29 protein-coding genes are annotated in these 24520 nt (G+C 61.8%); 12 read left to right on the forward strand and 17 right to left on the reverse strand.

Annotated features, from left to right (window positions below; genetic code table 11):
* Window positions 1-167: 167 nt before the first annotated feature.
* Entirely contained in the window at window positions 168-434 is a 267-nt protein-coding gene (locus BUA38_RS23845; RefSeq protein WP_072821716.1) for a hypothetical protein, read from the reverse strand.
* A 221-nt stretch (window positions 435-655) separates the two neighbouring features.
* Here BUA38_RS23845 and BUA38_RS23850 point away from each other — a divergent pair, with 221 nt between their 5' ends.
* Both BUA38_RS23850 and BUA38_RS23855 read left to right on the forward strand, forming a co-directional pair.
* Window positions 656-916: a pilus assembly protein PilZ gene (locus BUA38_RS23850; RefSeq protein WP_072821718.1), complete on the forward strand. Its 261-nt coding sequence runs from the start codon at window positions 656-658 to the stop codon at window positions 914-916.
* 258 nt (window positions 917-1174) lie between these two features.
* Window positions 1175-2587, forward strand: coding sequence for a hypothetical protein (locus BUA38_RS23855; RefSeq protein ID WP_072821720.1), 1413 nt, complete (start codon window positions 1175-1177; stop codon window positions 2585-2587).
* Between the two features lie 346 nt (window positions 2588-2933).
* Here the strand turns inward: BUA38_RS23855 and BUA38_RS37010 are convergent, their stop codons facing one another.
* Window positions 2934-3197, reverse strand: a complete 264-nt coding sequence (locus BUA38_RS37010) for a hypothetical protein (RefSeq protein WP_156898685.1) — start codon at window positions 3195-3197, stop codon at window positions 2934-2936.
* A 124-nt stretch (window positions 3198-3321) separates the two neighbouring features.
* Between BUA38_RS37010 and BUA38_RS23860 the strand changes: the two genes are divergently transcribed.
* Window positions 3322-3927 (forward strand): hypothetical protein, encoded by a 606-nt coding sequence (locus tag BUA38_RS23860; protein WP_072821722.1) that lies wholly within the window; start codon window positions 3322-3324, stop codon window positions 3925-3927.
* A gap of 63 nt (window positions 3928-3990) precedes the next feature.
* On the opposite strand, the gene BUA38_RS23865 is transcribed toward BUA38_RS23860, so the two are convergent.
* From BUA38_RS23865 to bamA, 3 genes are all read right to left on the reverse strand, one after another.
* Window positions 3991-4359: a response regulator gene (locus tag BUA38_RS23865; RefSeq protein ID WP_072826381.1), complete on the reverse strand. Its 369-nt coding sequence runs from the start codon at window positions 4357-4359 to the stop codon at window positions 3991-3993.
* A 522-nt stretch (window positions 4360-4881) separates the two neighbouring features.
* Window positions 4882-5115 carry a hypothetical protein gene (locus tag BUA38_RS23870; RefSeq protein ID WP_072821724.1) on the reverse strand — a complete coding sequence of 78 codons (234 nt, stop codon included), beginning with the start codon at window positions 5113-5115 and terminating at the stop codon, window positions 4882-4884.
* Window positions 5116-5248: 133 nt separating this feature from the next.
* On the reverse strand, window positions 5249-7603 hold the full coding sequence (bamA, locus tag BUA38_RS23875; protein ID WP_244553035.1) for an outer membrane protein assembly factor BamA: 2355 nt from the start codon (window positions 7601-7603) through the stop codon (window positions 5249-5251).
* Between the two features lie 235 nt (window positions 7604-7838).
* Between bamA and BUA38_RS23880 the strand changes: the two genes are divergently transcribed.
* A complete protein-coding gene (locus BUA38_RS23880; RefSeq protein ID WP_072821728.1) occupies window positions 7839-8897 on the forward strand; it encodes a hypothetical protein in 1059 nt (352 codons plus the stop codon).
* A gap of 134 nt (window positions 8898-9031) precedes the next feature.
* On the opposite strand, the gene BUA38_RS23885 is transcribed toward BUA38_RS23880, so the two are convergent.
* Complete coding sequence (locus BUA38_RS23885) at window positions 9032-9460, reverse strand: cupin domain-containing protein (protein ID WP_072821730.1); 429 nt, start codon at window positions 9458-9460, stop codon at window positions 9032-9034.
* 176 nt (window positions 9461-9636) lie between these two features.
* On the opposite strand from BUA38_RS23885, the gene BUA38_RS23890 reads away from it, so the two are divergent.
* From BUA38_RS23890 to BUA38_RS23900, 3 genes are all read left to right on the forward strand, one after another.
* Window positions 9637-10398: an SPFH domain-containing protein gene (locus BUA38_RS23890; protein ID WP_072821732.1), complete on the forward strand. Its 762-nt coding sequence runs from the start codon at window positions 9637-9639 to the stop codon at window positions 10396-10398.
* Window positions 10399-10517: 119 nt separating this feature from the next.
* Complete coding sequence (locus BUA38_RS37650) at window positions 10518-11009, forward strand: hypothetical protein (protein WP_083587732.1); 492 nt, start codon at window positions 10518-10520, stop codon at window positions 11007-11009.
* Window positions 11010-11311: 302 nt separating this feature from the next.
* A complete protein-coding gene (locus BUA38_RS23900; RefSeq protein WP_072821736.1) occupies window positions 11312-12136 on the forward strand; it encodes an N-acyl homoserine lactonase family protein in 825 nt (274 codons plus the stop codon).
* 47 nt (window positions 12137-12183) lie between these two features.
* On the opposite strand, the gene BUA38_RS23905 is transcribed toward BUA38_RS23900, so the two are convergent.
* The 3 genes from BUA38_RS23905 to BUA38_RS23915 all read right to left on the reverse strand — a co-directional run bounded on the left by BUA38_RS23905 (window position 12184) and on the right by BUA38_RS23915 (window position 14202).
* Window positions 12184-12591 carry a hypothetical protein gene (locus tag BUA38_RS23905; protein ID WP_072821738.1) on the reverse strand — a complete coding sequence of 136 codons (408 nt, stop codon included), beginning with the start codon at window positions 12589-12591 and terminating at the stop codon, window positions 12184-12186.
* Window positions 12592-12847: 256 nt separating this feature from the next.
* The gene (locus BUA38_RS23910) at window positions 12848-13162 is read right to left on the reverse strand and encodes a hypothetical protein (protein ID WP_072821740.1); all 315 of its coding nucleotides are present in this window, start codon (window positions 13160-13162) and stop codon (window positions 12848-12850) included.
* Window positions 13163-13329: 167 nt separating this feature from the next.
* Window positions 13330-14202, reverse strand: a complete 873-nt coding sequence (locus tag BUA38_RS23915) for a hypothetical protein (protein ID WP_083587733.1) — start codon at window positions 14200-14202, stop codon at window positions 13330-13332.
* A gap of 682 nt (window positions 14203-14884) precedes the next feature.
* Here BUA38_RS23915 and BUA38_RS23920 point away from each other — a divergent pair.
* Window positions 14885-15388, forward strand: a complete 504-nt coding sequence (locus BUA38_RS23920; RefSeq protein ID WP_172805949.1) for a hypothetical protein — start codon at window positions 14885-14887, stop codon at window positions 15386-15388.
* Between the two features lie 77 nt (window positions 15389-15465).
* On the opposite strand, the gene BUA38_RS37655 is transcribed toward BUA38_RS23920, so the two are convergent.
* A complete protein-coding gene (locus BUA38_RS37655) occupies window positions 15466-15609 on the reverse strand; it encodes a hypothetical protein (protein ID WP_172806079.1) in 144 nt (47 codons plus the stop codon).
* 425 nt (window positions 15610-16034) lie between these two features.
* On the opposite strand from BUA38_RS37655, the gene BUA38_RS23925 reads away from it, so the two are divergent.
* Together BUA38_RS23925 and BUA38_RS23930 are read left to right on the forward strand one after the other, a co-directional pair.
* On the forward strand, window positions 16035-16328 hold the full coding sequence (locus BUA38_RS23925) for a hypothetical protein (protein WP_072821746.1): 294 nt from the start codon (window positions 16035-16037) through the stop codon (window positions 16326-16328).
* A gap of 211 nt (window positions 16329-16539) precedes the next feature.
* Window positions 16540-17511, forward strand: a complete 972-nt coding sequence (locus tag BUA38_RS23930) for a L,D-transpeptidase (RefSeq protein ID WP_072821748.1) — start codon at window positions 16540-16542, stop codon at window positions 17509-17511.
* A gap of 83 nt (window positions 17512-17594) precedes the next feature.
* Here the strand turns inward: BUA38_RS23930 and BUA38_RS23935 are convergent, their stop codons facing one another.
* The 4 genes from BUA38_RS23935 to BUA38_RS23950 form a co-directional block, all read right to left on the reverse strand.
* Window positions 17595-18146: a TIGR02281 family clan AA aspartic protease gene (locus BUA38_RS23935; RefSeq protein ID WP_072821750.1), complete on the reverse strand. Its 552-nt coding sequence runs from the start codon at window positions 18144-18146 to the stop codon at window positions 17595-17597.
* Window positions 18147-18207: 61 nt separating this feature from the next.
* Window positions 18208-19878, reverse strand: coding sequence for a DHA2 family efflux MFS transporter permease subunit (locus BUA38_RS23940; RefSeq protein WP_072821752.1), 1671 nt, complete (start codon window positions 19876-19878; stop codon window positions 18208-18210).
* 10 nt (window positions 19879-19888) lie between these two features.
* Window positions 19889-20404 (reverse strand): isoprenylcysteine carboxyl methyltransferase family protein, encoded by a 516-nt coding sequence (locus BUA38_RS23945; protein WP_072826382.1) that lies wholly within the window; start codon window positions 20402-20404, stop codon window positions 19889-19891.
* Entirely contained in the window at window positions 20401-21450 is a 1050-nt protein-coding gene (locus BUA38_RS23950) for a type III polyketide synthase (RefSeq protein ID WP_072821754.1), read from the reverse strand. Before BUA38_RS23950 ends, BUA38_RS23945 begins: the two co-directional genes overlap by 4 nt.
* Window positions 21451-21970: 520 nt before the next feature.
* Between BUA38_RS23950 and BUA38_RS23955 the strand changes: the two genes are divergently transcribed.
* A complete protein-coding gene (locus tag BUA38_RS23955) occupies window positions 21971-22174 on the forward strand; it encodes a hypothetical protein (protein WP_072821756.1) in 204 nt (67 codons plus the stop codon).
* Window positions 22175-22327: 153 nt separating this feature from the next.
* Here the strand turns inward: BUA38_RS23955 and BUA38_RS23960 are convergent, their stop codons facing one another.
* Window positions 22328-22573, reverse strand: coding sequence for a hypothetical protein (locus BUA38_RS23960; RefSeq protein ID WP_156898687.1), 246 nt, complete (start codon window positions 22571-22573; stop codon window positions 22328-22330).
* Window positions 22574-22780: 207 nt separating this feature from the next.
* Between BUA38_RS23960 and BUA38_RS23965 the strand changes: the two genes are divergently transcribed.
* A complete protein-coding gene (locus tag BUA38_RS23965) occupies window positions 22781-23134 on the forward strand; it encodes a phasin (RefSeq protein ID WP_072821759.1) in 354 nt (117 codons plus the stop codon).
* 94 nt (window positions 23135-23228) lie between these two features.
* On the opposite strand, the gene BUA38_RS23970 is transcribed toward BUA38_RS23965, so the two are convergent.
* Together BUA38_RS23970 and BUA38_RS23975 are read right to left on the reverse strand one after the other, a co-directional pair.
* The gene (locus BUA38_RS23970) at window positions 23229-23414 is read right to left on the reverse strand and encodes a hypothetical protein (protein ID WP_156898688.1); all 186 of its coding nucleotides are present in this window, start codon (window positions 23412-23414) and stop codon (window positions 23229-23231) included.
* 252 nt (window positions 23415-23666) lie between these two features.
* Window positions 23667-24506: an alpha/beta hydrolase gene (locus tag BUA38_RS23975; RefSeq protein ID WP_072821763.1), complete on the reverse strand. Its 840-nt coding sequence runs from the start codon at window positions 24504-24506 to the stop codon at window positions 23667-23669.
* Window positions 24507-24520: the final 14 nt, after the last annotated feature.

Here is a 24520-nt window from a genome sequence, read left to right on the forward strand (position 1 = left end):
GTTATCGCCTCCTGCGGCTTAAACCGCGGTTACACGGGCATCTTTCCGAAAGGCGTGGTTAAGGGCGATCAAACCTGTGAGCCCCAGAAAGCCCGCATTTACCACGCGCATCCCGCGAGGCATGCGTCCCCCGCGGGGCTTGCTGCTGCGCAGCATCCGGCGCCAGCTCAGTACTGGCTGCGGTCCATCACCGGCACCGGCGCGCCTTCCTGCGCGATCGCCGCCGCCTTGCGGGCATCCTCGATCGCGTATCGCACTTCCTTGGCGTTCAGGAGCGCCTTGCGGACATTGCGGTCTTCGACGGTCGGATCGAAGGTGATCAGGCGGTTGCAGTGGGGGCAGTTGGTCTGAAAGTTGGGGCGAATTCGTTGCGCTCGCTCGCGGAAGACCTGCGAGCATTTCGTGCATTTGATCTTGACCTTTTCGTCGACCATGAATGCCCCTGTCGAGAGATGCCGGAAGATGTCGAAAGATGTCCATACAGGCGGGGGTTTAAAACCACCTTCGGACCTTTGCTAAAACTTGAACGACAGGTGAGGTGATCGCTTGAGGCGGCGTGGTTCGTTTTGATTCAAATTACCACGCTTAAGGTTTCCGGAACGCGCCGATCGGCACTTAATAATGCTGTAACCGGGTATGGCAGAGGGTGTCGCTGATGGTGCCGGATACCAAACCAAAACGACTTTATCAGCGCGTGCGGCCGACCAGCGGCGAGGCGGCGAAGGCGCAGATCATCGTTGGCCCGAAAGTGCCGGTGGTGACATGCCGGCTGGTCGACTATTCGCCGGGCGGCGCGTGTGTCGAGATCTTTCCGATGGTGCCGGTGCCGGACCGGTTCGAATTGCTGCATGGCCGGGTGAGAAAGAAATGCCGCGTCGCCTGGCGGCGCGGCGTCCGAATTGGGGTGGCGTTCTAGCGCTCCGTTTCTAGCATCGCCGCCCTTCTCAGCGGCCAGCGCGGCGACGGCGGGATCGGGCCGCCAAGCCCCGTGACAAAGGCCCCGTGACATCTTTGCGAACCCGCCTCCAGGCGCCTTTCGAAGCATTGCGGGGCCCGCTGCGGCCCGATATTGATACCCCCATTAAATACCGCAGCCGGACTGTCTACCCGGCCTCCTTTCGGTGCCGGCATCTGACGATGCCGGGTTGTGTCATTTGATTTTTGGGGATTTGCGATGTGGGGTCTCCTGGCGTGGCTCGCGCTGCTGGCCGCAACCGTGGCGCTCGCAGCCGTGGCGTTTCATTTCGACCCGACCTCCATCCCGGCCGCCTTCCAGGCCTTCTCGCCAACACAGCAGATCGTGGCCATCCTGATCGCGCTGGTTGCGGCGGCCCTGATTGCCTCGACGCTGTACCAGGCCTGGCGCGTGGCGGGCGAAGCCGAAAGCGCGCGGGCGCTGTGTGAGGGCGTGGTGAGCGCGAAGGGCGCGCTGGCAGCGGCCAAGGCGTCGCAAAAGGATTTCGACGCCGCTGTCTCCCATCTCTCCACCAGCGATCCGGAGGATGCATTTTCTTCGATCCACAAGCAGCTTTCGGAGTCCGAGGCGCGGCTTGCCTTGCAGCGCGGCCGCAACGAAGCTACCGACATGAAGGAGCGGCTAGAAGAGGTGCGCCGGCGTCAGCAGGCCCTGCGTGAGCAGATCGGCGAGGTCGCCGAACGGCGCCGCACCATCGAGCCGGTGTTCGAGGAGTTGAAGGACCGCCAGCGCCAGCTCGCGCGCTCGCTCGACAAGATCGAGACCGACGACAACAACAACAACTTCATCGATCTCCTGAAGGAGTTCGACATCAAGACAGGCCCGATCCAGTTGCGGCATCAGGCCTTGCAGGACGCCTTCGCGCTGCTGACCCGCCTCAAGGAAGGGATTGCGACCTCGCAAGGCGAACTGGTGCGGTTGCAGGCGCCGGCGACCGGCGTCAAGACGCTGCTCGCCGACGTTCAGGTCGCGCGCGATCAACTGGTGAAGGCGATCGAGGGGCTGGAGACGACGGCCGAGGGTGAAGCGCTCTCCGCGCGCGTCGGCACGCTCGATTCGGGGAAGAGGGACGCCGAGCAACGCATCGCGCGGCTGGAACAGTCCTTCGCGGTGCTCGATGCGGTCCGGCGCGACATGGCCGAATTCAAGAAGCGCCAGGAAGATCTCGCGGCGGCCTTTGCTGAGGTCGAAACCGATGCCGACGGCAAGAGCCTGAACGCGCGCCTTGAGGAACTGGATCAGTTCTCGGCGCAAACGCGAGGCCGCCTGCGCGCCTTGCAGGAAATACTAACGACGCTCAACCGTTACCGGAAAGACCTCATTCATTCGCAGAACGAAATGTCGCCGCTGCGCGCGCCGGGCGAGGGCGTCCATGCCGTGATTGAAGAGCTGGACAAGCGGCAGGCCGAAATCGCGGCGGTGCTCGACGAGATGGAAACCAGCGGCAACCAGACCCTAGGCGCGCGCGTCGCCGGCTTTGCCGACAACAAGCGTTCGGCTGAACAGCGGATTGCGGAAGTGCACCGGCTTTTCGCGCAACTGGAATCGATCCGCGACGAGATCGCGACCGCCTTCGCCGATCTGAACAGCTCGTTCAAGAAGTTCGTGTGAAGCGTTGGTTCGGCCTGTGTTTTCGCCGGCCTGTCTTTTGGCCAGCTTGTCGAGGCCGGGTGGGGCCGGGTTGCCCTGATGGCGAGACCCTGATTGCCGGGCAGCCTCCTGGCCAACCCTGGCGGCCAAGTCTGGCCGGCTCGGTCCGCTTTTTCGGCCCGCTTGTAGCTTTAGCGCAACACCCGGATCTTCTGGGTCCTGCCCTGAATCTGTGGCCCAAAGGCCACGTCCGTGCCGCGCCTGATGTGAGGGTGTGACCTAGAAGCCGAGCAGCGCGAGGCCAACCCAGCTGAAAGCGAACAATCCGCAGGCGCCGACGGCGACCGAGGCGAAGGTGGTTATCAACTTAGTGACCGGCATGACGCACCTGTATTCGAAAGACGGGAAGCACTGTGTCCTGCGATGTCAGCGCAATGATGGCGAGAAAATGCTCGCGCCAAATAACCGCTCGTTGTGGTAGTGCTGCAACATCATCCTCATCTTGCCCGCAAAAACCCGTAATCCGACGGCGTAGTGGGCGAATCAAAACTGGTGTTTGGTTTTTCAAAGTTCGCAATTTCGTCCCGGCGTTGCCGCGTTTTGCAACTTGTGTAATAGCCGGCAGCAGCAAGTGGGGCGCTGAGGAATCTAAAGGGTCTGGTGTTGCTATCGATCTGAAGTCCTTCAGCTAAGCCGCGGGTCGCGGGCGAAGCAGGGGATTTGAGACCGGTAGCCGCGCCGCGGGGGACCGAAGAATGTTTCATTTGGACTATGGCGTGCGGGTCTTGCTGGCGGCCGTGGCCGCCGCCGCATCCATTGCGCTGTCGGTCGTATGGCTTCTCTCCGGCGGATCGTCGCCGGATTTGGCGCGCGATTATGAAGACTGTGTCGAACGGATGCAGGCGCAGGGTCTGCCGGACGAGGAATTGAACAGCGCGTTGTCCGGCTGCGGCGCGCGGTTTGCGGGACGGCGCAAACCGGAGGGCGGCTACAGCTATTACGACTTCATGCAGGACCGGAAGTTCGACATCGCAGGACCCAACCCGACCGGCGAAGAACGCAAGGCGATCGATCGCGAATACATCACCTATCTCGAGGGCCAGCGCCGCGAGGCGATTTCGGAGGCGCTCGCCAAGCAGCAGAACGACAAGCTGCGCGCCGACATCGAGACCGCGCGCCAGCCGGCCGGCGCGCCGCTGTCGCTGACGCCGGGGGGCGTTGTGCCCTTGCCGGTGCCGCGGCGGGTGGCCGAGCAGCGCGGCAGGGCGCAGCGCTGCTCCGAGGACACGTTGTTCTGCACGATCTCGAAGCTGTCGAGCGCGGTGAAGGACGCCTTTGCTTCGTCGAAGGGACGGAATTGAGCTGCCTCGCCCCGCAAGCACTCTCTTATCCCTCCCCACAAGGGGGAGGGATAAGAGAAGCCCTCAATGCCTGCGATCGCCGCTGAGCTCGCGGATCAACTCGATCGGATAAAACGGCTTGGCGAAGAACGTCACGCCATCGGGCAGCGCACGCGCCGGCGGCCGCCCGGACATCACGATCACCCGGAGCGACGGATTGACCTGCCGCGCGCTTTCGACAAGTTCGAGGCCGGTCATCGCGCCGACGAGCGTAACGTCGGTGACAAGCAGCGCGGGATGCCGGTTCTTCAATGCGAGCTCCGCGGTCTGCGCATCCTCGCATTGAATGACGTCGTAGTCGGTTTCTTCCAGCAGCATCGCGATCATTTCGCGCTGGATCGGGTCGTCCTCGACCACCAAAGCGACCGGGCGGAAAGGTCTTGATTGTCCCATCGTCCGCTCCTCCATTGCCATTTCCAATTTTCAGCTCTTTTGCGCCTCGCCTCGTTCCTCCGTTACCAACCCAGGTTAAAGCCGCGAAGGCGCGGATAGTTGCGCGCGGAAGCCGCTGAAAAATCGAGCAGTTCCCGAAGAAGGAACTGCCGTTTGTAACTTTGGCCTTTTGAGAGAATGTGCGATCAGGCGGACGGCGAAGTCGCGGCGTCCCGATATCTCGACGCTGATATCAAGTCGGTGGATCGATCGGCCGATCATGGTGACAAAAAGCCAGATCACCAAGGAGACCACGAAGGAAGCCGTTAAAGACAATCGCGCAGGGAATGCCGGACCGTTGCGGCCAACCTGTGGTGACTATGCTCGTATGCTCTTTCATTCGCATACGAGGCTGCCGGTGCGTCGCGCACCGGCATTCCCTGTGCCCTCTGTTCCCGGAGGACGATGGGCAACGCGTGGCGGGAAGCCGTTTTCCTGCCACCAATCACGGCCGATGAAGCCACCAGTTTTATTGATTTTATTTCAGCGATGGTCCGGTCGTCGTACGGCTTTCGAGGTCTCGCCGTAGGTCATCCTGTTGTAGGCATTACCCCAGCCCCGGATGTCGGTCTCGCTCAGCTGATGAAAGGTGTCGTTGTCCGCGTTGCCCTTCCCAAAGGCAGGGTCGCGCGGCGGGATGCTCGGATCGTAGGTTTGCGCAATGGCGCCTGCCGTCAATGCGGACGCAAACACTGCTGCCAAAAGAAATGTTCTCATGATCGCCTCTCGGATTTTCCGTTGCCAGAATTCGTCAACGGATACGTGTCTTCGCACTTTCACTTGAGGTGTTCTGGCGAGGCTTCAAGAGGTCTCATGTCCGTCGACGATCACGAACTCGGGAAGGCGGCGCTCAGAACGGCGAGGCGGTGAAGCCGAGCGGCTGCGTCACGTCGTAGGACGCTTTAGTGAGCGGCGCGGCGTAGGTCACGGTGAGTGCGCCGAACGGCGAGGCCCAGGTCAGACCGGCGCCGATGGACGAGCGCACCACGTTGGAATTTGCCAGTTGCAGCGATTGCGACGAGCCGGGAAAGGTCGTCGACCCGTTGTAGCGAAACACGCTGCCGGCATCGACGAATGCCACCGCCTTCAATCCGTACTCCGCCGGCACGCCGGGAATGTTGCTCTGAAGCTCGGCCGTGGTCGCCCAGTACATGCTGCCGCCGACATTATCCATGGTGGTGCCGGGCGTGAGATCGCGCGGACCAAAACCGTACGGCGCAAAGCCGCGCACCATCGACGGGCCGCCGAAGAAGTTGTCGATCAACGGCACCTGGCTGCCGCCGAAGCCCGTGATGTAGCCGCCTTGCGCGCGCGCCAGACTGACGACGTCGTCGTTGATCTGGTGATAGTACTTGAAGTCTTCGGTGGTGCGCAGGAAGCGGACGTCGCCGCCGAGACCAGCGAGATCCTGGCGAAGCGATGACGTAAAGCCATTCGTCGGCGCCTTCGGATTGTCGACCGTCGAATAGGTCGCGGTGTCGCCGACCGCCGACACCCATTGCGGACCTGCCGCCGCCGCCGACTGCACCACGATCGAAGGCGGGGCGGCGAGCGAGGTCGGGTCGAGCGTCATTTCCTGGCGCGAGATCGAATAGCGCCACTGCACGCCGAGCTGTTCGGAGATCGGCGTGCCGATCAGCATGGTCGCGCCGTAATTCTCCGTGCCATAGGATACGAAGTCGTTGGCCACGGTCTGCTTGGCCGAGAGAACGATGCCGGCCGAGGCGCGGTTGTCGAAGAAACCGGGATCGGTCGCGCCAACCTCGAAGCCGCGCGTGTACTGGCCGTAGGTGAAGGTCGAGTTGAGCGCGACGCCGGTGCCGGCAAAGCTTCTGTCGCCAAGCTTGATCTCGGCGAGCCAGCCGTCGGTGGTCGAATAGCCGCCGGAGACGTTGAAGTTGCCGGTTTCCTTTTCCTGCAAGTCGACGTCGAGGATGACGCGATCCGGCGCCGAGCCCTGTTTGGTCGTGATCTTGACGGTCTTGAAGTAATCGAGATTTTTAAGCCGCCGTTCGGCGCGCTCGATCAGCCCCTTGTTGAAGGCGTCGCCTTCGGAGATATCGAACTCGCGGCGGATCACGTAGCCGCGCGTGCGCGTGTTGCCGTGAATGTCGATCCGCTCGATATAGGCGCGCGGGCCCTGCTCGATGGCAAAGGTCACGTCGATGCGGCGCGTGCCCTCGTCGCGCCGGCTGCGGGCCAGCGCGCGGGCAAAGGGATAGCCGAGCTTGGCGAGTTCAGCCGAAAGCTTGTCGTTGCTCTTGTCGAGCGCTGACCCGTCGAACTGCGCATCGGCCTTCACCAGCAGCAGGCGTCGGAGTTTTTCCGGATCGACGCCGTCGACATGGCTATCGATTCCGACGTCGCCGAAACGATAGAGCGGGCCTTCGTCGATGGTGAAGGTGAGCGCAAAGCCTTTTGCGGCGGGATCGTATTCGGCATTGACCGAGCGCACGTTGGCGTCGGCATAGCCTTTGCTACGATAGTAGTTGCGGATCGCTTCGCGATCGGTGTTGACGATATCCGGGTCGTAGACGTCGCCGCCCATCAGAAAGCTCAGCATGTTGGTGGCGGAAGTCTTGATGACGGCGGCGAGCTGCCGCTTGCCGAAGACGGTGTTGCCGACGAAGTTGATCTGCCGGACCGGCGTCTTGGCGCCTTCGGTGACCTCGAAGACGAGATCGACGCGGTCGTTGCCGCGATCGATGACCATGGGTTTGACGCTGACGTCGTCGCGCCCGAGGCGGCGATAGGCCTCGACGATGTGGTTGGCGTCGGACTGTATGGTTGCGCGTTGCAGGCTGCCGCGCGGCTTCGACTCGACGACCGGCGAAAGTTCGTTGTCCTTGACGCGCATGTTGCCCTCGAACACGACCTTGTCGAGCACCGGCGCCTCATGCAGATGGACGAGGAGCCGTTCGCCCTTGCGCTCGATCGTGACGGTGTCGAATAAATGCGTGCCGATCAGCGCCTTCAGCGCCGCATCGCGCGCCGCTTCATCGAAGCGCCCGTCGGGCGAGGCGTGAAAATAGGAGCGGACGGTGGCGACATCGACGCGCTTGTTGCCTTCGACGTCGACCAGCGCGCGCCCGTTTTCCTCGTAGTCGCTGCTCTTCGCATCATCGGCCGCCGCGGCAGACGCCATGCCTGACAACAGGCATCCGGCCAGGCCCAATGCGATCAGTACTCTCGTTACGCGCGTCACGTTCGGCTCGATATCCCGCGCCCTTGCCCAGGCTCGATCCAAATTGGTGGCGAGGGCGAAACAATGTCGCGGGCAGGGAGAGATGATGCCTTAAATCTTAACGCCTGCCACAATTTCGACGCGAGTGGTGCCAGGTCATCCAGAAAATGTCCTTATGCCGCTCAAAATGATTTTTAGGGTGTTGCCCAAATGGCGCTGCTTGCCTCACCAAGTGAGCACTTGCCGGGAGCATCACATGCGTTGCGTAGCCGTCTTTCTTGCCGTCCTGACCTTCATCCAGCCTGTCTTTGCCGCCGCGCCCGCGCAGGAGATCGATCCGCGCGCCTCGCTCGGCGTGGTGCAGCAATGGATCTACAACTATCGCGCCAAGCCGGACTATGCGCACATTCCAGCCGCCGTGCGCGTGCTGTTTCATGCGCAGACCTTCAAGGAGCCGGAGAATGCCGGCATCTATCTCGGCTTCATCGCGGGCGCGCTTGCCTCCAATCCCGCCAAGGCCGAAGCGCTCGTCAACAGCTTCTTCCCGGTGCCGGCGGAAGACGAATGGGTGATCGTGCGCGCGATCGCGTTTTCCGGCCTTCCGGATTGGCGCAACCTGCTGCGGCGGGTCGCGCCAAAGATGCCGGGCCGTCAGGTGATGATCGATGCGTATCTCGCGGGCTCCCTGCCGACGCTGACGGACATTCCGCTCGAAGAGAAACAGCCGGGCGCGATGGACAAGGTCAAGGCGGTCTTCACCAAGAACCCGTTCGCCAAGGAAGACAAGAAGCTGAAGATGAGCCAGACCTTCGCGGGCAATCAGGATCTGCTCGATACGCTGTGGGGCTATTACTTTGCCACCGGTTCGTTCCGCCCGATCCTGCGCATCATGGCGATGCTGCCCTGGAGCAAGAGCCGCGACACCGTCGACAAGCTCACCGTCGGCAGCATGGCGCGCTATACGCTGGCAAGCTACGCGGTGCGCGACAGCGCCTTGCGCGAATATCTCCGTAGCGAACTGAAGGTGCAGCCCGAGCCTGTGAAGGTGCCTCTGACCGAGGTCGTCGAGGCCGCCGACACCGTGCAACTCGGCGCGGTGCGCAAGGATGCGCTTGCCGCGGTCGATGAACTGAAGGCGAAGGGTTCGGACTCGCGGCGCAATCTCGACTTCTGGGGCCAGGTCGGCGTCGGCGCGGTCGCGCTCGGCTGCGTCTCGGCGGCGGCGCTGGGGGCGGTCGCGATCGGCATTCCCTGCGTGATCGGCGGCTCCGCCGGCCAGGGCCTGCTCTCGTTCTGGGAAAAAAATCAGCAGTAGCGCTTCGCTGCTGGAAGAAACCGTCATGCCCGGGTTTATCCCGGGCATCCACGCCTTTCTTGACGCGCTCATCAAAGACGTGGATGGCCGGGGTCAACCCGGCCATGACGACTGAGAGAGCGGGGGCATCGCCCCTACGCCGGCGAGGCCAGCGGCTTGCCTTTTTCGACGATGTAGGTCGAAACCAGGTGGCTCTTCTTGTCACCGTTCTTGCCGCCGGCATGCGGCGTGTTCGCCGGAACGACGATGCCCATGCCGGGCTTGAACGCGACCGTCGGCTGTCCCTCGATCGGAAGATCGAACCCGCCGTCGAGCATATAGGCGCTCTCGATGCCGGGATGGGTGTGACGGCCGATCGTCACGCCGGGCTCGATTTCGATATCGACGACGAGGGTGACATAGCCGGGCGTCGGGCCGTCGGTCTGCGAGAGAATCTTTCGCGTCACGCCGGGCGTCACGCCCGGGGTGGGCGGCGTCTGGGCGGAAGCGTCGGACGCGATGAAGCCGGTGAGCGAACAGAGCGCGCAGGATGCGACGCCCGCAAAATCGCGGCGTGAGAGCATGGGTAACCTCCCTTAAGTTTTCCGGTCTTGGTTTGGAGCCGGTCGGGCCAAAAAGTGCCCGAGGGCAGGGGGCTTGGCAAGAAAGGTTTGGCCGGGATAGCCGCCTATCGCATGGGGTTCATCGGCCTTGGATAGAGTATGGTGATGAGAATGAAATAGAGGTTGAGGAGCGCGCCATGGGTCTTTTGTCGTCCCTGATTGTTCTCGCCATCTTGTACGCTTTCGTGTCGATCCGCGTGATCAAGCAATATGAACGTGGCGTGGTGTTCTTCCTCGGCAAGTTCGAGGGCGTGCGTGGCCCGGGCCTGACGCTGATCTTCGTGCCGTTCCAGACCATGACGCGGGTATCGCTGCGCACGGTGACGATGCAGATTCCCTCGCAGAAGATCATCACCAAGGACAACGTCTCGATCGATATCGCCGCGGTCGCCTACTATCACATCACCGATCCGGAAAAGGCTGTGATCGCGATCGAGAACGTCTATAACGCCATCAACCAGATCAGCCAGACCACGGTGCGCAACGTGGTCGGCCGCTTCAGCCTCGATCAGCTGCTGTCGGATACCGCTTCGATCAACGAGCAGATCAAGAACGTCATCGACACCCACACCGAGCCGTGGGGCGCGCAGGTCACCGCGGTCGAGATCAAGGACATCACGCTGCCGGACAACATGCAGCGGGCGATGGCGCGCGAAGCCGAAGCCGAGCGCGAGCGCCGCGCCAAGATCGTCGCGGCCGAGGGCGAATACCAGGCTGCGGTGAAACTCGGCGAGGCCGCCGACATCATCACGGCGCATCCGGTCGCGCTTCAGCTCCGCACCCTGCAAACCATGGCGGAAATCTCGATCGAGAAGAACTCGACCATCATCTTCCCGGCGCAGTTCATGACCACGGTGCAGGAAGCGCTGGCGACGGTGAAGCAGGATACCGCGAAGTAGGGGCTGCTCGTCCATCCTCGAGACGGCGCTCGTACGAGAGCTTCGATATTCCAAAGGGCACGCTGCGCGGTTCGCCCGCCATACCCGACGATGACGTCACGACGCTGCGCGTGCAGTACATGCTCGTCGCCAACCGCCATCTGAACCCGCAGGTGGTCGGCGAACTCGCGAAGCGCGTGATGGCCGCGCGGCGCGATCTCGCGGCCAACCAACCGTTGATCGCCAATATCGCGACGCCGACGCTGGATGCGGATGCCTTCATCACGGTGCATCCCGGTGCGGCCGCGTTCTACAACGGCACCCAGGAAAGTTTCATGGATCGCTGGAGCAACGCGATCTACCTGACGCCGATGGTGCTCGGCGCGCTCGCCTCGGTCTTTGCCGCCGCCTGGCGCTTTCTCGGCATCCGAGGCAATGGTGTGGAGCACACCGCGCTGTCGCGGTTGTGCGCGATGCGCGAGCGCATCCGCGAGCTCGACGACGAGGCCGCCTTGCGTAAACTCGAAGACGAGATCGAGGCGGCGCTGAACGCGCAACTCGCCAAGCCGCCGGGCGGTGCTGTCGGCGCCCAAGGGGTGAGGCTCGCCGGTTTCCGTCGCTTGAGGGAATAATTCTGCAATCCCAATGTTGAAGAGGGACCGAGGCGTGCCGGTCTTGGGCCACTGCCGGGAGGAGGCATGCGGACATTTCATCGTCACTGACATGCATGTATCCTGCACAGGCCGTCTCAAGGCCGATCTAGTGTCCCGATTCCGAAGTTCGCAGCATTTTTCGGAGCCACGTTTCGAACTTCGGAATCGAAAGGACACTAGCACACCTATTGATCTAGTGCGGCTTTGGTTCAGAAGTCCGCATGACGAACCCGCGGCACAAATGATGCGGACTCCTGAACCGCCGCACTAGGGGAGAAACGATGACCAAGACACTGACCAACCTCGCGACAGGCGCGATCCTTCTCGCCGGTCTCTCCGCGCCCGCTCTCGCGGCCGATGTCTCGCTGGCGCGCTTTGCCGATTGCGGCACGCCGGCGGCGCCAACCGCTGTCAATCAGCGCTTCTCCGACACTTTTGCTTACGGTGAACTGAAGCTTCAGCTCGCTTTCAGCTGCTATGTCATCAAGCACGGCGACGAGTACATGCTGTGGGATACGGGCCACGCGATGACCATGCCCAATGTCGCGCCGAAGGTGAGCCTCGTCGATCAGTTGGCCAAGATCGAGGTCAAGCCCGAGCAGATCAAGTATGTCGGCATCAGCCATTACCACGCCGATCACACCGGCCAGATCTCGTCGTTTCCGAAGGCGACGCTGTTGATCGGCACCCGCGAGTGGGACGCGATCTCGGCGCCGAAGCCCGCCGAAGGCGTCAACTTCAAGCCGTTCGAAAGCTGGATCAAGGGCGACAGCAAGGTCGAGCCGCTGCCGCTCGGGCTCGACAAGGACGTGTTCGGCGATGGCAGCGTGATTGTGCTGCGCACGCCCGGGCACACGCCGGGCCATTCCAGCCTGCTGGTCAAGCTTGAGCAGATGGGCCCGGTCATCCTCAGCGGCGATGCCGTGCACTTCCGCGAGAATTACGATTCGGACGGCGTGCCGGCCTTCAACTACGACCGCGCCCAGACCGTCGCCTCGATCGAGCGCATGAAGAAGATTCTGGCAAACCTCAAAGGCACGATGATCATCCAGCACGACGCGCGCGACGTCGGCAAGCTGCCGGAGTTTCCCGCGTTCGCGAAGTAATGTGGGCTCGAATGAAAAATGAGAGCGCTGCCCTGACGGGGCAGCGTTCAGCCTCGCTGACGGAAGCGCAGGTATCCGCCGAAAGCACCCAGCACGAGACTTAAGGGGACGAAAGCGAGATACAGCCCGACGTGGTTCGTGATGCTTCCGCTGAATATGGAGTAGGCGCTTAGTCCGACGCACAGCACAGATGAAAGAGTTCCGTTCAGAACTTCGTCGTGCTTGGCGATCCGCGCTGAAACGTAACCGGCCAATATCGAACAAAGCGAACCCAAAATGCTGGAGACCGCAACAAACATGCCGCTCTGGCCGAGGGCGGATGGGTCAAGGGGCTGCCGATAGCTAAGCGTGTGGACGAGCGCGATCGGAAACGCGGCGACAAACGCCACGATGAACGACGATATGATGTCAATCAGATTGCCGGTCGCGACGCCAACCAAGGACACTCGGTTCATTCGATCTTGACCCCGGATTGTAGTTGGTGAGTTCTACACCGGGGGCAGCGACAGGGAACGACGGTTCTCCGTTTTGCGTAAGCAAATCACTAACAGCAGCGCTACAATCGCAACCGCGGCCAGCAGCGCCCAGACCAGCGCTCAAGCCTTGTTCACCGGCATCGCGAAGGCGGCGCACTCCGACACGCCGCCCTGGTTTCAGGGCAGCGTGGTTTTCAGGGCAGCCTCGTCGGCGCAAGGCGCAAGCCAAGCGCGATCAGAGAATTCGCTCCGGTTGCTGCGAGGGGTCGCGACGACCTTCTCGGTCCAGCGCAGAGGGCATATCCGGGTTGGACCAGATGTGATCCGGCGTCAGGCCCAGGTAAACCTTCCGGCTGTGGACGCCTCTGATACCCTGCTTGACGCTCAGCGTCGCCACGACACCAAGCTTGCGGCTTGCCGCCCACTTGCTGGCCTTGCCGATGGCGTCTTCGTCGTTTGACGCTTCGATGACCTGATTGTCGTAGGGCACAGCGTCGTCATCTTCATTGTCACAAAGTTCGGCAAAGTATTGTTTGTCATCGGTGATCACGCACGCCTCCCATTACTATTTGTTCTCAGGATCAATCTGGAACGTGGATCAACCGCGGCGTTTTTGTGCAGAAAGATGGCAAACACCGTGCTCAGTTAGAGACACGCGGTGGTTGAGCGGGCGCGAACGTGGTTTTCGGGAACGTCAGGGTAGGAGGAGGCTGGCCCTCAATATTGACCGCCGCCCCAGTAGCAACCGCCGACGCCACCCATGCAGGGCCCGGCATATCGGGATTTTCGGCGAATCCGGTCCGGCATGAAGTCGTTGTAGGTGCGCGATTGGGCCGTTCGGGGACGATCGTTCGCGACCGGCGGTGTTGACGGCGGCGGGCTTGCAGCCGGGGGATTGGCGGAGGCGGCCGGTGAAGGTTGAGCGGGGGTCGGTTCATTGGCGGATGGAGCAACTGTGGCTGCCGGAGGCGCCGAGGGGGTCGCGGAACCGGTTGACGGAGATGCCGATGGTGCCGGCTCGCCCGGCGAAACTGGCGGGGTGACATCGGCACGTTGGCGCGCCGCGCCGAGACCGGCGCGATATCCGGGAAAGTGCCAGCTGCCTGCGGCAAATTCGTGCAAGGCGTAAACCAGCACGACGCCTAATCCTGCGATCACGAGGAACCGCAGAAGATAAGAGACCAGCGCAGGGTCTCTCCGCGATTCCGCGACGTCCCGCTCGTTTTCAAGCTCCACTTGATGGAGCCCGCTGTGCACCGCCTTTTCGTAGCGGGGAGCGACGTGACCGCCCAGCTCGAGGGCCTCAGCGATCTGACGAAAGCTCTGGCCCTCCTTTCGCAACGACGCGCCGGTGTCGCGGAACGCCGCGTCTCCCAGCCCATCGGGCTGATCCATGCGCTTGATGCTGGCGACGATCCTGGGCCGCAGCAGCAATCGACGCTCTTCGATCAATTCGGCAATCTTCGCAAAGCTCAGCCCGGCGTTGGAAAGGATCTGCGCGGCGCGGTCCCTGGCGGCCTGGGCGACCGCGGGATCATCGGAGTCCATCTGCTCCATGGCGTGTTTCAACGATGCCATATCGTCGATCATCGCAATGTTCTCCGGCGATCAGTCAGCTTTCGCCGAAGTCGATCGTAGCCGATGCGAAGCCGCTTTCTGTAACTGTCCCGGTCAATTGTTCTGTAGCCATAGACCCAGTCGAATATATCGGGGTGCCGTCTTCTTTCGACGACTTCGAGCCAGACAGTGACGTTGTCGATGATGACAGGATGCCAGGCGAACCACCTCTGCCAGGTCGCTCTGTCTTTGGGCCTTATCCTCATTCATGCCCCTCTGGTTGCTTCACTGACCAGCGCTCCGATTTTAGCATTTGCGTCGCGATGAAGGCAGACGCTTTTTGCAAACGGCCTTGAAAGCACCGGGCTTAACGAAACGCGTGGCCGCATTTTCGATCGCGTCATCGGCACTTTTGCGTCCGAACATCGCAAAGCTAATCGCATCAAGGAAAATATCGAGCAAATGGTTAATGCGATCGGCGTGAGTACGCACCGGCGATCCCGTGCAGTGGAACTCTGGTCGAAATCTTCGTGCCTGCGGTTACTTAGATCAAGTGTCGCTGCAAGTTCATCGTGAGATCGCGAACCGGGTTTGTCGTCTGCAAAACGCGAAGGCGTGCTTGTCGAGATGTCGTGCGCGCAACCGGTCGCACTTTGGTCCCATTTTTTTTGCCACAACGCTGCATCGATCAGCGCGCGCATGTTGGAGTTTTACAATGAACAGTACTGTCAGCGCTCGACCATCGGCGCCTCGACGATGGGCAATGATCGCAGCCGGCACCTTCGCAATGCTTGGATCGTTCGTGATCACGGCGCCCGCGCAAGCCGGTTACTATGAGGACGGCGGCTACGGCCCCAATCCCTGCTCGTACCGTTGCGGCTACCCGGTCTATCGGCCCTATCCGGTCTATCGCCGCCACTATGGATGTTACTCGTGCCGCTCGCACCTCATCTATGAGCGTCGCTACGTCGAACGCGAGTATGTCGAGCGGCGCTACGGGTATGGGGGTTATCGCCGTCACTACGGCTACAATCCCTACGGCTACCGTCGTCCCTATGGCTACTATCCGTATGGAGGCTACCGGCCGACGACCTGGGGCTACGGCTATGGCGGTATCGGCCGCCGCTGGCCGGCGCCATATGTCGATGGGTCGTACGGCGATGGATACGAGGCACCGCCGCGGCCGCCGGAACCCGTCCCGTATGAGGGCGACTACTAGCTTTCAGTCTGGTCCGCCAACCATCGATGCCGGGTGCGCCGAGGCCGCAGCCTCGTCGCATCTCGCCTTCGGATATCTCAATCGAACGCGGTGCCTGCAAGAATAATGTAGGCACCAACGGCGAACCAGAACGCGTAGTTGCTGACGATCGGTATCTCGATGAAGACGCTGAGGACCGCGACGATAATCACAAGGAGCGAAGCGACAAAGCCAAAGTTCACTGCCTATATCTCCCGCTACAACCGAAACGCTCAAAAACCTTGTCTTGATGATTGCGCGTAGCAATGCGCCAGCTCATCCCACACCGCAATGTGCTGGATGTGCGGCAAGCTCAATGCGACCTACGAGTCGAGTGGCCTGTTGCTCGCAATGCGCGCGCTCATTTGGGATTGTAGTTCCAGAGTGGACTTGATCCTTCGAACCCCATTGCTACCCCTTGCGCGTTGCACGTAGGCCTGATTCGCGAATTTTTCGGGGCTTTAATTGGAGAGTTTCAAGGCCGGTGTGTCGGAAAGCGGTGAGGGGCGGTGAGGGCCAGTCGGCTACGGGCGAAAAAACACGAAAGCTTTCGCTGGCTTCGACGGCGAGCCGGCACGCGCATCGATCAACGCCGTCATCTGATCGTCATGCGAACGGAGAATTTCCAATGCTCGTGACCGAAGAAGACGCCGTGATGAAAAGGTGGTGCCCCATGGTCCGGCTTCGCCTGGATCCTAAGCAGTTTGCCTTTAATCGCGTCAATGCAGGACCCAGAGCCCGCATCAGAAACATGCTGTACCGGATGTTTTTCCCGCGCTTGCATCACGAGATGAGGGGGCACTTCTACCGGTGCCAGGGAGCCGGCTGCATGATGTGGCGATGGGAAGCCAATGCGCCGCGTGCGCCGGAGTTGCGTAAGGGATATTGCGGTTTGGCCGGTACGCCGCTCACGCTTGGCTGAGACGTCGGCACGGTGATGCGCATCGCGCGTTTCGGAACGCGGTAAACGATTTGCACCCGTCGCTAACCGCTGGCCGTACAAGGCGTTAGCGATCTCTCCGCACGCGATCCATTTTGCGCCCAAATTCGACACCCACTTTGGTCAAAAAGGCACCCTGATTAGTCCCCGATTCAATTGCTTTATGGCGCATCGCAAGATTCGGGGGTTATCCATGCGTGGCCATGCGGTCGTGCTGGCTGCAACGCTGGCATGGTTCATCAGCATCGATACCGCCGAAGCCAAGCTCGACATCCTCGTCGATAAAGCGACGCAGCGCATGCTCGTCATCCAGGACGGTTACATTCGTTACATGTGGCCCGTCTCGACGGGCCGCGACAACATGCAAACCCCAAACGGGGTCTATGCTCCGCAACGGTTGGAGCGCAACTGGTTCTCCTCGGCGTATTACGACTCGCCGATGCCGTTCTCGATCTTCTTCCACCATGGCTATGCGATCCACGGCAGCTACGCGATCGATCGGCTTGGCGGGCCCGCATCCCACGGCTGCGTGCGGCTGCATCCCCATCATGCGGCAATTCTGTTTGATCTCGTGCAACAGGAAGGGCCGGCGAGGACGACGATCGAAATAACCGACAAAGGGCGTCCCGCCGAGCCGCCGTCGCCGGGGCAGATCGCGGCATTGCGGGGCGCGAACCCGCCGATGCCGAGCACGGTGCGTTATCGGGAAGCCTTGGACGCGCCTGAGCCGCCGCTGCCGCTGCCACCGCCGCAAGGCGGCCGGCCGATGGTTGTGAGGGATGGTCCGCCGCCACCACCGCAAGGCAGCCGGCCGATCGTCGTGAGGGATGGTCCGCCTCCACCGCCGCGGCCGGCGCCGGTCGCGAGCCGCATGCCGGTCGGTGGAGCAGGGGAGGCCGACATAGCAGGCGGTTCTCCGAGGCTGCCGAAGGAATCGGTCTCTCGTCCCAAGCCGAAGGTGAGTGAGGGAGCGGTGCCCGCTGAGCCGCCGAAGGTCATTGAAGCGTCGAAGGTGGCTGAGGCGCCGAAGCTTGCCGAACGATCGGCTTCAGAACCGGCGCCATCGACGTCGAATCTCAAGCTCCTGCCGGCGTCCTGTTGGTCCGGCGGCGCCTCGCGATGGCAATGGTGGGCATCATCGAGCCAGCAAAATCCATGCAGGTAATTTCTGGAACAGCATGATCCGGAAAAGCGTGTAGCGGTTTTCCCTCGCGACAAGCGCAAAGCGCTTGCGCTTCCAGATGGCGTTTATTTGAGGACCAGACTGCGGCGGCCGACGTTCCAGACGACCGGCTCCTGAAAGCCGCGCAACATCAGTTGGTCGGCGCGGACTTCAAAACCCTCGAGCCGGTCCAGAAAGCTCATGCCGAGCAGGTTCGTCTTCATCAGGCCTTGCGGCACCACCAACGCTGGCACGTTGCGTTCAACCAGCTTTCCGATCACCAGTCGATCGAGCCAGAGACGCGCCGCCTTGGTGTGCCCGCCGGCGGTTTGAACGTCGATGTTGTACTCGAGCATCTCCAGCGGCAGACCGACCGCCTTCGCGGTTTCATAAGTCAGAACCACCGAAGTCGCTCCGGTATCGACCACCATCGCGGCGGCAATCCCGTTGATTCTGGCCTGCACGGCAAACTCGCCGTTCGAGCCGCGCGGAATCTGAACGGCATAGGTTGGCTCGCGCTGGTGCTGGGAAGCGGAACTTGCGTCCTTGGCGAGTGCGCTCCGGCTCGAATCTTTCTGCGCAACAACGACGCCGGCGATAAAGACCAGCGGGAGTGCCAGCGTCAGCAGCCGCATCATGATCGGCCTGCCTTGGGGGCGCCGCGGCGCCTCATTCTTGTTCTGAATGCGTCGGGACGTTTTACTCATCAAGCTTCACAAGTTTGCGCGATGCTTCGGGACCGTCTTTGCATCGCCTACCTCTTGCCAACAAATTCTTAAGAGGCTGCCACGCGTGGAGCGGATTTTGACATTCGCTATCGTTCGAGTGTTCGACGTTCGGCTTGCCCAAACACCAGACCGAAATCAAGGCAATCGTGGCAACCATAGCCAGCATCGCCCAGGCCTCGTTCACCGACATCGCAAGGGCGGCGCGCTCGACCATCGGGCGGACATAGGCCTCGATCGTCGCTTGTGTCACATCGGGAGGCGGATGCAGGAAGAGCTGTTCGTCGAGCCCGATCGCCCGTGCCGCGCTGACGTCGCCCGCGATCAGGCGATCGCGCAACGCTTCGCCGTGGCCGATGGTGCGGCCATAAAGAATGGTGTCGATCGCCGCAATCCCGATCGCGCCGCCGAGGTTGCGCATCAGGTTGAAGAGCCCGCTTGCATCCGGCACTTGCGCTGCGGTGAGCGCGCCGAGCGCGAGTTGCGTCGGCGGCAACAGGCAGAACATGATGGCGACGCCGCGCAGGACCTGCGGGAGAAACATCTCGTCGAAATCGGCGGTTCGGCCCTGGAAGAAGCTCAACGCCAATCCGAGCGCAAACAGCGCAAAGCCAAACGCCGATAGCTTGCGCGGATCGAGCCGGCTCTCCAGATAGCCCGCGACCGGCGCTGCGATCAGTTGCGCGGTGCCCGTCACCAGCATGATGCTGCCGATCTCGAACGCATCGTGGCGGCGAACGTAGGCAAGAAACACCGGCATCAGATAGACCGAGCCGAACAGGCCGACGCCGAGGCAAAAGCTCAGGGCGCATCCGACCGCGAAGGGGCGCGCGGCCAGCGTCGTGAGTTCGACGACCGGATGCGCAGCCATGATCGTCCGCTTGATGAAGATCGCGCCGCTCGCGAGGCTGCCTATGAACAAGAGCAGCGGCCGCAGCGCGAGCCAGCCGTCAAGCGGTGCCTGCTTGAGGCCGAGCTCGAGCGTGGCGAGCGAAATCGCCATCAGGATCAGCGAGAGAACATCGAGGTTTCTGAATTCGGCGAGATCGGTCTTGTCCTGCGGCAGCAGAAACGGCGTGGCGGCGGCAGCGAGCACGCCGGGCGCGACGTTGATGAGGAACAGCCAGTGCCACGACCATGTCTCGGTGATCCAGCCGCCGACGATGGGGCCTATGGTCGGCGCCAGCACCGCGACGACACCGGCGATGGTGGTCGCAACGGGATGCAGGCGCAGCGGAAACAACAAGAACACCGCGGAGAACACCGCCGGGATCAGCGCGCCACCGGCAAAGCCTTGCAGCACGCGGCAACAAATCAGCGTCGCGAAACTGTCGCTCGCCGCACAACCGATCGAGGAGACCGTGAACAGTGCGATCGCGGCGACGAACAGCCAGCGCAGTGTCAGCGTGCGCGTCAGCCAGCCGGTCAGGGGGATCGCGGTGATCTCGGCGATCAGATAGGCGGTCTGGATCCAGCTCATCGCGTCGCGCGAAATCTCGAGTGCTCGCTGGATCGCGGGCAGCGACGTTGCGACGACCTGGATGTCGAGGATCGCCATGAACATGCCAAGGCACATCAGGAGGAAGCCTGCCCAGGTCGCAAAACCGGCGTCCTCCCGTGCTTGCGCGTGCAAGGCAAGGCTCATGTGGCAAGGCTCATGTGGCGCGCTCCTCGCTCAAGGCGCGCCACGACGCAAGGCCACGATTTTCCGCGCGGATGCGGATGAACAGCACGAGCGCGTTGAGGATCGTGAAGAAGAGGGCGATGCCGGGCAGGTGCAGCGTCAACGGCAGCGCGGCGATTTCGCCGGCGACCACGGCATAATTCGGATGGCGGAGATAGCGGTAAGGGCCGGAGGTGACCAGCGGCGCGTTCGCCAACACGATGATACGCGTCGTCCAGCGCGAACCCAGCGTCGCCATCACCCAGACGCGCAAGACCTGAAGCAGGAGATAGGCGAGCAGCACGACCGGATTGACCGGCTGATCGTGTCCGAAGACCCAGAGCGAGGCCAGCCATGAAGCGTGGAGTGCGACCAGCAGCGGATAATGACTGGATGCGATCTCGACCGCGCCGCGCGCCTTGAGTTGCGCGGTGTTGCGGCGGGCCAGCACGAGCTCGAGGCCGCGCTGGACCGTCACAAGCGCAAGGAGGATTTCCGCCGTCGTCACGCCGCGTGCCGCAACGACACGCAACTGGCGGTGAAGCCGGGGCCGAGCGCGGTCAGCAGCGAACGCCGTGGCAATCCTTTTGCGCGAGCGCGCTCAAGGATGAACAGCACGGTCGGTGCCGACATGTTGCCATAGTCGGCAATCACGCCCCGTTCATGCTCAAGCGTGCCCTGATCAAGTGAGAGCGCGGTTTCGATCGCATCGATCACCTTGGCGCCGCCGGGATGGCAGATGAATTTGTCGAAATCGGCGATCGACAGATCCATGCGCGAAAGAATTTGTATCAGCGCGGGTTTGAGCTGGGTCGTGACGAATTCCGGCACGGTGCGGCGAAGGATCACGCCAAACCCCAAGGGATCGACGCTCCACCCCATGACATCCAGCGTGTCGGGCCAGAGATGCTCGCCGGCAGCTTCGATCAGCGTCTCGCCGCCATCACCGGCGCGCAGCACGATCGCGGCGGCGCCGTCGCCGAACAGGCTGGTGGCGATGATGTTGGCTTTCGAGAGTTCATCGAGCCGAAGGGCGAGCGAGCAGAGTTCGACTGCGACCATCAGCACATTGCTGCCGGGTCGCGCCTGCGCCAGACGGGAAGCAATCGACAGGCCGGAGATGCCACCGGCGCAGCCAAGCCCGAACACCGGCACCCGCGAGACGTCAGAGCGAAAGCCCATGCGCTTGGCGACGCGCGCATCAAGACTCGGCGTTGCAATTCCGGTCGAGCAAACCGTGACGACGGTGTCGACATCCGTCGCCTTGAGGCCGGCATCAGCCAGCGCTTTGTTCGCGACCTCGATGAACAAGGCTTCGGCGCCTTCAAAGAACGCTGCCGAGCGCTCCGGCCAGCCGCGCTGGGTCAGATACCAGTCGAACGGCTTGACACCGTAGCGCTTGACGATCCCGGTGTTGGCATAAATGCTGGCGAAGCGGTCATAGTCGGGAAAGCGACTGCCGAAGACCTCCCACGCCGCCTCCAGAACGTCCTTCTGCTGGAAACAATGGGGCGGGACCGAGGTCGTGAGCGAGAGCAGGGCAGCTTGGGGCATCAAAGAAATCCATGTCGTTATCTGTCTTGATGGGAACAGCATCTGTCTTGATGGGAACAGCGACTGGACGCGATTATTTCGACAGCTTTCAGCCGCATAGTCGAAAAAGTGTCACTTAAAAGTGTTTAGCGGCCGCTCGTGACCGCGTAACACACCGAGAACGGGTCGGCATTTCCATTGGCGGACGGCGGGTAGTAGTGGATACCAGATACAACCTGGTTCCGGTTGCATCCTGTTGTCGGCTGTTGAGCGATCTCGACGGCCCACAGTGGGTCCAGTTCATGCCAGCGTTGTGAGTCCAGATCGTGCGATCGGAGGATGTGGTGCGCCACACGCCACGGTGATGCGCGGCTGGCGCAACGAAACGAGTATGAAGCGGTAAATGCTACCTCTGCGCAAGTTCCGTCATGCACAACTGCCGACATAACTTGCTCGGGCTGATCTTCCTTGGCATACTTTTCACGTAGCGCTTGCGGCTTGTTTGATGTCCGCGTGGAAATAGTTGGCGAGAAGGCACGGGATGAAAAATCGCACATCTGCTTCTGAAGTCAGCGCCACGCTCGGTTTTCCTTCCAGCGAAACCGTGCAGGGTTTGCGACTGTGGAAGGCCTTTATCAAGCTTTCGCCGTCGCAGCGCTCCGAGGTGCTGGCGCTCGTGGAGCAACTTGCCACCGATCCCGCGCCGCTTCCGGGTGGCGTCAGCGGCCGATTCACACCGCGCTGACGATCAGCCGTCCTGATCGCGTTTCGCCGACACTGCGCGCCTGTCGCACGAATGGCTCGCAAAGAATTGCTCTAAAGAACATCTTGCCAGTTTCACGTAATTGGATTTTGAAGGAAGAGGCCGCAGGTCGCGGCGGCCTCTCCGCAGTCGGGTCTAGCGTTCGAACCAGAACCAGTCGGCGTGTGCCCGGCGCCAATCGGCGTTACGCTGTTCGTTGCGGCCGATCAGGATGCCGAACCGGATGCAGGCCTTGCGGTCACCCTTTTCGCAGAGCTGATGGAAGCCGATGATTTCCGCCTCCATGGCGCTTTGGGCGCGGGCGGGGGAAGCAACCATCGAAGCCGATCCGGCAATGCCGGCCGCGATCACACAAGCAGTCATCAATCGCCTTAAGGTCATGGGTTCTCCTGTCAAAAAATCGATGCCCCCGCGATCAGGCTTAGAGCGCCAAATCTGAATGCAATCTGAACCTTGCGGGGAAGGGTTCGCATGGCACTGCGAGTGCCATGGAGGAAACGCACCTTAAAAAATTCGTCCGGTCGCTTCGGCTCTTTATCTGTGCTAATCCTTAAAAAAATGGGCCCACAGGAAAAGAGGATACTGCCGATGTCCGAACCGAAACTCGAAGTGCCGGCCGAGCTGCGCGATCTGGCCGAAAAGACCATTGACCAGGCCGAGCGGGCGTTCGGCATGTTTTTCGAGGCGGCCGCCAAATCCGTCGGCGCGATCCCGAGTCCGGGCACGGAAATCTCCAAGCAGGCGCTGTCGTTTACCGAGCAGAACATGAAGGCCGCGTTCGAACATGCGCGCAAGCTCGTGCATGCGACCGACCTTCAGCAGGCGCTGCAAATCCAGTCGGAGTTCTTGCGGAGTCAGTTCACCAATGCCGGCGAACACATGCGGCAGATCACCGGCGACGTGATGTCGGCCGCCAAGGACACGATGAAGCCGAAGTTTTAAGCCCGCGGAGTCGCAGGAAGCGCGCGGCTTTTCGAAGGCCGCAAGCCAGCTTGTCGCTGATTGCTAACGCGCGTCTCGAAAGCGAGGTGTTGGATCAGATCGTCTTCAGGAAACTCTCGTTCGACGAACATCCACCGCAATGGTAAGTGACGAAGTTAAAGCGTTCGTCCCTCGGTTCGATCAGCATCAGTCTCATCCGATCGTTGCACTTGATGCAGGTTATCTCGGTCGTGGTCTGCGAACTCGTACATGTCGGTGTCGGCTTTGGAACGTCCAGCATGGCACCCTCTTTCGCTTCCTCGAATTCCCTTCTCTTCTTCAACGAGATATGCCGACGCAACCAACGATATCCGCAACTGACGGCAGTATGTCCGATTCCTGACACGCTTGATACGATTTAGCGCGCGCTGATTCTCCCACCGATAGAGGAGCTTAGTGGCTCAATCCTTGGGCACGCTTCAAGTTCCACTGGGTTCCCTGACATCGGCGGGATTGGCCTGACGTCGCCGGTGGCCGAAGGCCCGCGCGAAGGTTATGGATACGGACCCGGTCCCATTTTGGTGATTAGGAGATTGTCGGTCGGCACCGGCGACAGGTCGCTGGCTGCCGACTCGCCAAGGAACTTGTTGAGCGTCGACTGAATCTGCTCGCGCGCATTTTCCGGGCCGCGGTCGCTCATCCAGGTGTGCTGGAACGGCGTCTTGACGATGTCGATGCCCTCGGCCTTGGCCTGCTCAGGCGTCGGCAGCACGCCGGGATCGGCCTTGAAGTTCGGATCGTCCGAGCGGAACGACAGGATCTTCATCTTGTCGTTGAGGACGAAGGGGACGCGCAGGTTGTCGAGCGTGATCACCTTCGACACCAGCTCGGGGTGCTCCTTGGCGGTGAACATCGCGATGTCGCCGCCGTTGGAATGCCCGACCAGCGTCAGATGGTTGTAGTCGGCATTCGGCTGGACCTTCTTCAGCTCGCCGAGCACAAAGATGATGTTGGCCTCGCCGCGCTTGTAGACCTCGAGGCGGCCGACATAAGGCTGGCCCAGTTTGGTGACCAGCGGCGGATCGCTCGGCAGGTCCTGCTGGATGCTGGCGACGAGATAGCCGCGCGCGGCCAGCACGTTTTCCAGGAACGAATATTCGGTGTTCTTCACCGTGTTGCCGTTGCTGATGATGGCGACCGGCAGGATGCGCGTGCCCTCGTTGGCGCGCGTCTCGTAGTCGCGGCGCACGGCAAGGTCGACCGCGACCGGCCGCTGCCGCGTCGCGTCGAACAGCTCGAGCGTGTCATGGCGAATGGCCCACTTGCTGCCGGCGACGTAGAGCCCGCCGGCGACGGCAATGATGCAGGCCAGGACGATCAAGGCCCGTTTCATCTTTTTATCCCTCT

The sequence above is a fragment of the Bradyrhizobium erythrophlei genome, from assembly GCF_900142985.1.
Classification (GTDB): domain Bacteria; phylum Pseudomonadota; class Alphaproteobacteria; order Rhizobiales; family Xanthobacteraceae; genus Bradyrhizobium; species Bradyrhizobium erythrophlei_B.